Below are 8,456 nucleotides of genomic sequence, written 5' to 3'. Positions count from 1 at the left end.
GGGTGTGGTCTGGGCAGATTCGTGGCCACAGGCGGTCACATTCGTGGCCGCGAGTGGTCAGTTCTTATCGGCCGTCAGTGGGCATATTCATGGCCGCCTGTGGTCAGTTTTTCATGGCCGCCGACAATTCGGCGTGCGGATCGGGACGGTGAGGAGGAGCGGGCGGCTGCGGATACTCGGTTGGAACGCCAGTTGCAGCATTCGCGGTCGTTGATGGAGACAGAGCTGAGGTTGCGCGCTGAGGCTGAGGATCGACGATGGCTGATCGATCGCCTGTTGGAGTTGCTGCATTGGTGGGGCCGGTACGAGGACACTCCGGCCTTCGCGATGCACGGGCTCTTAGAGGTGCCTCCTCACTCGGAGGAGAGGGCGCGCGTGCGGGCTCTGGTTAGTGCGTTGCCGTCGCAGTATGCGCGGATCGCCGCCCTGCAGATCGGTGCTGACAGGCTCCCGCCCTCGCCGTTGGAAGCCGGCCCGGAGCAGGTTATGGACATTGACGGCATTGAGGTGATCGGGCCGGCTCGGTTGGAGATCGAGTGGGATCTGCAGTACATCCAGGGATCGAACGGTGCGGAGTCTGCGACTGCTTACATTCTTGGACGGTTCGAGCAGTACAACAACGATCGTGGGAACGGGTGACTGCGAATCCGGCGTTGATGGGGATTCGGGAGCTTGGGGAGGTGTTGGGGGTGTCCCCGCAGACGATTCGTGGGAATAGGGATCATCCGTTGTATTCGAGGGCGTTGAAGTTGGGTGGGCCGACGTCGCCATTGAAGTGGCGTAGGTCGGATGTGGCGGAGTTTCTGGGGGTGGATGTGGCGTCGTTAGAGCGGTCGTCGGTTCCGCCTGTGGGGGTGTCTGAGGCGTTGGATCGCCGTGAGGCTGAGGTGGTGGCGCGGGAGCGTCATTTGGATTGGGCGATTGACGAGATCAAGGCGGTGCTAGCGGTGTTGGAGCACGGGAAGCGGTTCCCGGTGGCTGATGCTGCGGATGGTTTGACGCCTCGATCGCGGGAGCGGTTGCAGGCGCGCGCGTTTCAGGAGGGGCGGGTGCCTCGTCAGTAGATGCGGCCGGGAACGCTGGGGAATGGTGGGTATGGGGGTGGGTCGCCGGTGAGGTCTGCGCCGGGGAGCAGGTTCATTGCGGCGGCCATCAGTGTGGATTCGTCGATGATGGTTGCGCCGGGGCCGGTTGGGGTGAGGGGGAAGGTGTAGCCGTCCTGGGTGAGTCGCCATCGTGTTTCGGGGTCGGCGTCCCACATGTCTGGTGTGGCGGTGTCGTTGTCGCCTGTGTATTCGAGCCAGCGGTTGTTGTCGTCGGGGTCTGTAACTTTCCAGGTCATAGCAGTGCCATCACTCCGATCACGAATTCTTGTAGTTGGCTGGTTTTGTCGAACTCGCCTGTGGGGTTGCTGCGGCCGAACGTGTCTTGGATACCTACCTGAAATGCTTCGGCGGCTCGTCGGGCTGGATCGGCCATCTGGTCGTTTGCGTATGTCTTGCCGGCGTACTTGTTGTGCCAATCGTCCTCGTAGCCGACCTCGTCGGCTAGCTCTGGTCGATTCGGGTACACCTTCGTTTGTGGTTCCAGTATGCCGTTCTTCGTCGAGCGGGACCGGATGAGAGCGAACTCTAGCTGGGTCAGGCCAGGGATGAGGGTCTCCATTCGGTGGCCGAGTTCATGGGCCATGACTTCGTCGGAGTAGGAGTCGAATGCGCCGCGGTAGTTCGGTTTGTGGTCCTTTTCGGGTGCCGCGATGAAGTCCCAAGTGCCGTTGTAGAAGGCGCGGTCAGACCGTCCAACCTCCAATGTGCTTTTGGCCGTAGCCATTTGCAGCCACTTATCGGGGAAGATCTTCTCGGCTCTCCGGACTGCTGCGATGTCTTCGGCTATGCCTTTCGTCGCGTCGGGCAGAGGAACGTCGGCGATCTTCGCGGCCTGCTGCACACCGCCGATCGGTCGAACCTCTGCGAGGGCTTCCCGGATGAGGGCTGATTCACGTCGCGCGATGTCGCGGAAGATCGCGTCTCGTCGGGGTGAGAATGCACCGCCGCTGGCCAGCAAGTCCTTGTCCTCTTTGCGTAGTTTCTTCATGGCGGGGTCGGTGTCGAATCTCTTGACTGCGTCGGCGCGGATTGCTTTGCCGACTGTGAGAGTGGTGTCGAGGTGACGTTGCAGTTTCTCGGGTACGAGCTTCGCGCCGTTCTTGTCCTTCGGGTACTTGAGGGTGGTGTCGAGCCACCCGGCCTTATCGGTTGGCAGCGTTGTCCGTGCCTGTTCGATGAGTTCACGCGTCGGTGCACTGAGTAGCGTCGGCTTGAGTTTCGGCTTCGGCTTGGCCGGTGTTGGTTTCGGGGTGGGTTTGATGGCAGCGCGCGCGGGATTGCCGGGTCCGTAGACGCCGGTGATCTGTTCGCGGTCGCGGCGACGACCGACGCCGGTCTGCTCGGTGTGGGTCTTGATCTTCCCTTGCCATTCGCGGGCTTTGGCGTTCGCGGCTTTCTTAGCGTCGGGGTCCATGGCGGCGGCGGCTTTGCGTTTCCAGTCGCGGACACCGCGTTCGAGTCGTCGAAGTTCCTGGGTGTTCTCGTAGCCTTCGTCGTCGGGTTCGGTTGGTGTGGTGTCGGTGACGTCGGGGACGAATAGCTGAGTTCGGTGTCGGCATGACGGGTGCTGGAAGCCGCGCGACATAGCCTCTGCCAGTGAGGCTTTCACTCGAACCGTGCTTGGCTCTCCTGTGAGCCGTGAGGGTAGTTCGACGGCCCCGACATTTCGGCCGGAGAGGGAGAGGATCTGCCGTTCGTACGGTTGGCAGACAGGTGCGGGGCGGGGGTGGCTGGACACGACGACGAGGTCGTAGCCGCGTTCAGTCAGTGTCTCGTTGTGGGAGGTGATGAGCGCTCGGGTGCTGGCGGTGCGGACGGCCATTTCGGCATAGGCGGTCATGGACCAGGTTTTGCCGTTGGAGTCTCGGAAGCTCGCGATGCCGTGTGCTGCGAATTCGTCGAGCGCGCGTTGCGTGGCCTTGATCCGGTTCTGGACGCCGGAGACGGTGGCGACTGCTCCGCGGGCGATCACTTTGCGGTAGATGTCATCTGAGCTTCGAAGAATGCCGCTGTTGAGTGCGTTTGTGGCGGCGTGGGCTTCGTCGATGATGAGTGCGATTGCGCGGGAGTCGGTGGCAGGTCGTGTCCCGTCGTTACGGAGGATGTTTCCGGTAGTGCCCTTTTCTGCCTTGGCGACGTCTGCGGTGGCCGCGGCCTTCCCGTCTTTGATGGATTGCCGCATGGCGGCATCGAGAAGTTTCGCGGAGGTGCCGGCCATCTTCCCGACGAGCGTGCGGGCCGCGGTACGGAACGTGGTGATCTCGGTGAGTTGGCGTTGCGCCCAGTCGGGTGCGGCCGCGCCTTTACGGAGTCGATCGGAGATGAGTTCGAGGAGGATCAGTTCGAGGCGCTCATATTCGGCGACGAGCTGATTGGCGGCGTCGTTGCGCGCCTGCTGTGGGTTGATGCTCATGCCGCTCGGTCTCCTACCGCGAGGAAGAACGAAGTGACGGGTTTGCCGCCTCGGGCGGCTGTTCCTTCGTGTGCGACGACATGACCGGATCGTTCCAGCTCCAATAGCTTTCGGCGTGCTTTCTCGATTTCACCTCGCGACGGGCTCTCGTGATCGAACAGGGCCGAGGCTGCGCCCTTGGCATTGAGCCCGTTCGCACCGGAGGCGGCCACGAGATCGAGCAAGTCGATGGAGTGGTAGATCGTCATCATTCCGTTCGCCTCATCGTGGTTGAGCCTGAACGGGCCTACCTCGTTGGCGGGTTGCTTGATGTGCCGCATTCCGACGATGGGGTCACCTGGGTCGCCAGTGAGGAAAATGACGGACCCGCAGCCCGACGTGATCCAGGTCGAGCCGTAAATGTCGTCGATGGAGACACCGTCCTCGGCAGTGCGGCCCGTTGCTCGCTTCTTGGTGTGGTGCAGATCGATTACCTGCACGCCGGCTTGCAGGGCGTACTGCCGCGCTCGGTTGTAGCGAGCGCCGGTCTCGTCGTCACTAAGACCGACGGCCGCGTCTTTGACGGAGTCGATCATGACCGTGTCCGCACCCGCGTCCGAGCACATCGCAGCGAGGATCTCGGGGTGTTTGGCGAGGTCCGCGGGTGGCGGGCCGCGGTGGATCACCAGCTTCGATGCGATGGCGTCTCGATCGCCCTCGGTGAAGAGTCGGCCGAAAGCGCGCGCGATCTGGGAGGGTCGGTCCATTGCGAGGTAGAGCAACCGTTCGCCTCGCGCGACGGGTAGTCCGAGGACTGTGTCGGTGCCGATCCCCAGGCGTGCGCACATCAGTTGTCCTGCGAGGGTGGTCTTTCCGACGCCCTGGGGTCCGGCGATCATCAAAGCCTCACCCTCGGTCCACAGGACATCGTTTCCGGTGCCCCAGATCGCCGGTATGCGCGCGGGCCGATCGAGAATGAACGACGCCCCGTCCAGGAAAGTGAACGTCTGCGGTTCGTCCTCAGGCTGGTGTTCGTCGGCTGGGTGTGGCAGGTCTGCGTATGGGTCTCCTGCGGCGTAATCGACGTCCAAGGCGGTAGAATCGGCTGTGGATCGTGTGGCGTCGAGGTCGCTGGTCTCCTGATGGAAGGGCTCTCCGTGGATGGCGGGGGGCCTTTCATCGTTCCCGGTGGGAATGTTCACGCGATGTGGTCCTCTCGATCGGGTGCGGTGCCGTATCCGGCTTCGCGTAGTAGTTGAGTCATCGCGTCGAGTGGCATCACTGCCAGCCATTGGGAGGGGTCACCGAGCCCGCGGCGTTTGCAGACCAGGACGGCGTGGTCGGCGTTCGCTTCGGTTTTCTGCTCGGATAGTTGGGTGAGCCATTCGGGCCAGGCGTAAGCGGCTCGGTCCTTGACCTGGATCGTGACGCCGGGGCAGGCGTGGAGGTCGCCGGCGTCTCGGAAGTATCCGGCGCGTGTGCGTTCGGTTCCGGGAAATCCGTTGGTACGTAGGAAGTCTCGAACTGCTCGCTCGGCGCGGTCGCCTTTGAGTTTGTTTGCGTTCGGCATTCGAGGCTCCTAGATCTTGTCGACGTTGCCCATGAGCAACATCTCGTCGTCGTGGGGTCGTGGCTTGGTGTGGATGCGGGTGCCGGCTGGGGTGGTGAGGACGTCGCCGCGTCCGAAGAGTCCTCGGTCGTACGTCCCGGTGAAGGTGGCGATGTTCGACACCGCTTGCATCAGTGCCATCGCGAGGTCGTCGTGTCCGGCCGCTTCCGGTACCGAGATCCGCAGTAGTCCCTGGATGGTCTGTTCGTATTCCAGGGCGTGGAGTTGCCGCAAAAGATCTGGGTGGTTCGGGAGGACGAGGCGGCCCTGTTGGAGCAGAACCTTGATGCGGCCGAATCCGCCTGCCTTGCGGCGTGAGTCGGTCGTGACTCCCCTGACGAGAGTTTGGAACCCTGTGCGACTGGTCTGCGATGCACGGTAGGCACGCTCTTGGAGCACCTGCGTGGGCATCGCACCGACGCCGTTGGTTTCGGAGACGTACCTGCGTACCGAGTACTGGCTCTGGATGAAGGCGAGTCGGTCGATGAAGTCCGAATACTGCATTCGGGAGTGCGCTTCGAGCCACGGAATGAAGAACACGGGGGTGCCATGGCCGACCTTGCTGGCGTTCATATCGACGTCGGAGAGGGCTGCGAGAAGGACGACGGCGTTGGCGTCGTTGCTGAATCCCCAGTCGATGCCGCCGGCGACGAACTGGCGTTGTGCATCCTCGGGAGCGACGAGTTCGTATGGGGCGACTGCGTTGTCGAGTTCGGTGGTGGTGAAGTACGCGCCACTGTCGTCGGTCCACTCGGCCAGGTACTCACGCCGGAACTCGTGCGAGGGGGTGCGGCGTTCGAGATCGTCGAGGTCGTCTTGGCTGATGAGCGGCGAATGAGAGGACGGCCAGTGGAACGAGGCGACACGGGCAGTCGGGGCGTCCATGCCCTGTTTCCAGTTGCGGCGGAAGAAGTGCTCGTAGTTGCCCCACGGGGACGAGGTGAGGATGACGCGGCTACCGGCGCGGGCGATGATCGCGGGTTCGGCAGCGGACCATATGGACCCCGGTACGAACCCCGCCTCGTCGACGATGAGGAGATCGACGGGCCATCCTCGGATCTGCTTCTCCGACGCCGGTACAGAGATGATCTTCGAGCCATTGCTGAGGACCAGCTGCGTCTTCGAGTCGTCGAGTACCGATCCGGCGAGGAGGTCCGAGTTGCGGGCGAGGAAGGAGATGTCATCGAGCAACCGCAGCGATGCAGTCTCGCCGGCGGAGATGAGCAGGACCAGATTGTTCTCCCTGCTGAACGCCCAGTGCAGGGCGATGATCGCGAGGCTGCGGGACTTGCCGACCTGACGACCGGCACACACAACTCGGTAGCGGGCAGGGCAGTCTGCCAACTCCTGCTGGTAGTCCCACAACGGTGCGCCGACGAGAGCTTCGGCGAACCGGCTCGGGCTGGCGTTCAGTTCTGTGAGGACGGTGTCGGTGACGCTCATGCGGTCCCGCCGTTCTGCTTGTTGAGCGCGGACATGAGCTGCGCAAGGTCGACTTTGGTTGCGGTGGTGTCTTTTCCGAGCTTCGCGCGGGAGAGGGGATCGAGTCCGAGTCGGGAAGCCATGCTCGCGAGATGTCCTTTGACTCGCACCAGGTAGATCGCGGCCGGAGTAACGGTGCCGTCGTCTCGGATCTCTCCGTTCTCGTCGAGCCACTGCTCGATCAGCTCAGCCCTGACGACGGTGCGGGCGAACTCGAGAACCATTTCGCGGTACGTCGGATCTTGGAGGTAGGGCAATTCATCCATCAGGTCGTTGGCGACCGTTGCCGCGAGCGGGGTGACGATGCGATCGGAGTACGCGCCGTGCTTCTTTGCTTTGAAGTGACCGGCCTTGAACGGTTCCCACGTATAGCCGCGGGCGGGGCCTTTGCTCCCCGGCAGGTGGATGATCTCGGCGGATTCCCCCTGTCGGGGAGCGTCGGGCATCTCTCATGCCTCCATGCGCAGAGGTGCGTCGGTGTGGGTGGTGAACTGCGCCATGTATCGCGCCTGCCGTTCTTCCTCGGCTCGGTTGGCTTCGGCCTCACGCGCTGCGCACTCCTCGCGTGTGGCGTCGCTGTGAAGGCCGTGCACTTTGGTGATTACCTGGCCGGAGGCTTCCTGTGTCGCCAGCTTCAGGTAGGCGCTGCCGTCGCTGTCTCGGTAGTGGCTGAAGTCGAAGAGCCACCGGACGTCCTGCGGCAGTTCGACGCCCAGCTCACCCGCGCGCGTACCGATCGTCGAGTAGGCCGCGTCCATTGCGGCGACCTCGTTTTGAAACGTGCGGATGGCGTCGACGAGTCCGGCGTACGCGCGCTGCGCTGGGGCCACACCGTTGCTGTAGAACTCCTCACGCTGGGCAAGGGCTTCGTCGTAGGCCGACTGCCGTTCCTGCTGTTCGCGTTCGGCCTTGCGCTTCTCAGCGCCCTTACGTCGAAGTCGTAGGAAACCGACGTGGTCCTTGGCCTTCTCGATCGCTTCGGGAGTGACATCGGTGTCGCCGTCGATGACGGCCTGTTCCAGGTCGGTGACTCCGGCTTCTGCTTCGCGGATCTCGCGGTCGACGTCGTCGATGGTCAGTTCAGGCATTGCGGTTGCTCCTCTTGTAGTCGGCTTCTCGGCGGTTCTGTTCCATCGCTCGTTGGACGCCTTCACTCAGTCCGAGGAACCCGTCCTGTTGGGTTCGCTCGGTGGTGTCTTTCGTTGCCTCACGCATCTTTTCGGCGTCGGCCTGCTGCTTCTTGTAGTGCTCGTCGAGGGCGTCGCGGAGGTTCGTCATGCGATCTCCTACCGGTTCTCGATGGGGGTGAAGGGGTTGTACGGAGAGCCGGGGTCGGTATATGGCGAGGTTCCCTGGTGGCGTTCGGGGTGGGTGCGCCGACTCTCTGCGACTGCCGCGGCCCGCGCGGGTGAGTCGGCCTCGTAGGCCCGTACCTCCGGTCCGTGGGGATCAGCTCCGGGACCACCGCTCATCGGGAGGATTGGATCGAAGTCGACTGGTTCGACGATCGGGGGGGCCACCGACCTTCCCGAAGGTGGCGAGGTCGTAGGCGTCCTGACGCTTGGTGTCGACACAGTGCAGACGTTGCAGCGCCGAGTCGATGGGGTCGGCCGCGTCGGGTGTCGGGATCGTCGACGGCGACCCGTCATCGCGGACGACCAGTGTCGTGCCACCGAGTTGGTGTGTGCCGTCCGGTGACGTGATACCTCCGGTGGCGGGTAGGAAACTGCCGTTCGGGAAGTAGTAGACGCCGTCCTTGTCGACGTAGCCGAGGCCGGTGTAGCTGCGATCGTCGGGGTTGTGGCTGCCGAAGATTCGGCGGACGTTCGGTGGATTCATGCGATGCTCCTAATGTGTTGTGCTGCTT

11 protein-coding genes are annotated in these 8,456 nt (G+C 63.2%); 1 reads left to right on the top strand and 10 read right to left on the bottom strand.

Going from position 1 to position 8,456, the window contains the following annotated elements; translation table 11 throughout:
* The coding region (locus tag MTX35_RS22205; protein ID WP_243597042.1) for a hypothetical protein at positions 1–639 on the top strand (639 nt) is incomplete at its 5' end.
* Between the two features lie 418 nt (positions 640–1,057).
* Here the strand turns inward: MTX35_RS22205 and MTX35_RS22200 are convergent.
* From MTX35_RS22200 to MTX35_RS22155, 10 genes are read right to left on the bottom strand one after another with little or no spacing between them, the layout of a single operon-like run.
* Positions 1,058–1,342 (bottom strand): hypothetical protein, encoded by a 285-nt coding sequence (locus MTX35_RS22200; protein ID WP_243597041.1) that lies wholly within the window; start codon positions 1,340–1,342, stop codon positions 1,058–1,060.
* Entirely contained in the window at positions 1,339–3,519 is a 2,181-nt protein-coding gene (locus tag MTX35_RS22195) for a phage minor capsid protein (protein ID WP_243597040.1), read from the bottom strand. The genes MTX35_RS22200 and MTX35_RS22195 overlap by 4 nt, the downstream gene beginning before the upstream one ends.
* Positions 3,516–4,700 carry an AAA family ATPase gene (locus MTX35_RS22190; RefSeq protein ID WP_243597039.1) on the bottom strand — a complete coding sequence of 395 codons (1,185 nt, stop codon included), beginning with the start codon at positions 4,698–4,700 and terminating at the stop codon, positions 3,516–3,518. The genes MTX35_RS22195 and MTX35_RS22190 overlap by 4 nt, the downstream gene beginning before the upstream one ends.
* Positions 4,697–5,068, bottom strand: coding sequence for a hypothetical protein (locus MTX35_RS22185; RefSeq protein ID WP_243597038.1), 372 nt, complete (start codon positions 5,066–5,068; stop codon positions 4,697–4,699). Before MTX35_RS22185 ends, MTX35_RS22190 begins: the two co-directional genes overlap by 4 nt.
* Positions 5,069–5,077: 9 nt before the next feature.
* Positions 5,078–6,550, bottom strand: a complete 1,473-nt coding sequence (locus MTX35_RS22180; RefSeq protein ID WP_243597037.1) for a terminase large subunit domain-containing protein — start codon at positions 6,548–6,550, stop codon at positions 5,078–5,080.
* Positions 6,547–7,035 carry a hypothetical protein gene (locus tag MTX35_RS22175; protein ID WP_243597036.1) on the bottom strand — a complete coding sequence of 163 codons (489 nt, stop codon included), beginning with the start codon at positions 7,033–7,035 and terminating at the stop codon, positions 6,547–6,549. The genes MTX35_RS22180 and MTX35_RS22175 overlap by 4 nt, the downstream gene beginning before the upstream one ends.
* A gap of 3 nt (positions 7,036–7,038) precedes the next feature.
* A complete protein-coding gene (locus MTX35_RS22170) occupies positions 7,039–7,677 on the bottom strand; it encodes a hypothetical protein (protein ID WP_243597035.1) in 639 nt (212 codons plus the stop codon).
* Positions 7,670–7,867 carry a hypothetical protein gene (locus MTX35_RS22165; RefSeq protein WP_243597034.1) on the bottom strand — a complete coding sequence of 66 codons (198 nt, stop codon included), beginning with the start codon at positions 7,865–7,867 and terminating at the stop codon, positions 7,670–7,672. Before MTX35_RS22165 ends, MTX35_RS22170 begins: the two co-directional genes overlap by 8 nt.
* Positions 7,868–7,875: 8 nt before the next feature.
* Positions 7,876–8,061, bottom strand: coding sequence for a hypothetical protein (locus MTX35_RS22160; protein WP_243597033.1), 186 nt, complete (start codon positions 8,059–8,061; stop codon positions 7,876–7,878).
* Positions 8,039–8,428, bottom strand: coding sequence for a hypothetical protein (locus MTX35_RS22155; protein ID WP_243597032.1), 390 nt, complete (start codon positions 8,426–8,428; stop codon positions 8,039–8,041). The genes MTX35_RS22160 and MTX35_RS22155 overlap by 23 nt, the downstream gene beginning before the upstream one ends.
* Positions 8,429–8,456: the final 28 nt, after the last annotated feature.

The organism is Rhodococcus sp. ARC_M12 (assembly GCF_022810385.1).
Taxonomy (GTDB): domain Bacteria; phylum Actinomycetota; class Actinomycetes; order Mycobacteriales; family Mycobacteriaceae; genus Rhodococcoides; species Rhodococcoides navarretei.
This window is presented reverse-complemented; position numbering and strand designations above follow the sequence as displayed.

Bases quoted from the DNA above. Each gene is read 5' to 3' on its own strand.
- MTX35_RS22200 (WP_243597041.1), bottom strand. From the start codon at position 1,342: ATGACCTGGAAAGTTACAGACCCCGACGACAACAACCGCTGGCTCGAA.
- MTX35_RS22195 (WP_243597040.1), bottom strand. From the start codon at position 3,519: ATGAGCATCAACCCACAGCAGGCGCGCAACGACGCCGCCAATCAGCTC.
- MTX35_RS22185 (WP_243597038.1), bottom strand. From the start codon at position 5,068: ATGCCGAACGCAAACAAACTCAAAGGCGACCGCGCCGAGCGAGCAGTT.
- MTX35_RS22180 (WP_243597037.1), bottom strand. From the start codon at position 6,550: ATGAGCGTCACCGACACCGTCCTCACAGAACTGAACGCCAGCCCGAGC.
- MTX35_RS22175 (WP_243597036.1), bottom strand. From the start codon at position 7,035: ATGCCCGACGCTCCCCGACAGGGGGAATCCGCCGAGATCATCCACCTG.
- MTX35_RS22170 (WP_243597035.1), bottom strand. From the start codon at position 7,677: ATGCCTGAACTGACCATCGACGACGTCGACCGCGAGATCCGCGAAGCA.
- MTX35_RS22165 (WP_243597034.1), bottom strand. From the start codon at position 7,867: ATGACGAACCTCCGCGACGCCCTCGACGAGCACTACAAGAAGCAGCAG.
- MTX35_RS22160 (WP_243597033.1), bottom strand. From the start codon at position 8,061: ATGAGCGGTGGTCCCGGAGCTGATCCCCACGGACCGGAGGTACGGGCC.
- MTX35_RS22155 (WP_243597032.1), bottom strand. From the start codon at position 8,428: ATGAATCCACCGAACGTCCGCCGAATCTTCGGCAGCCACAACCCCGAC.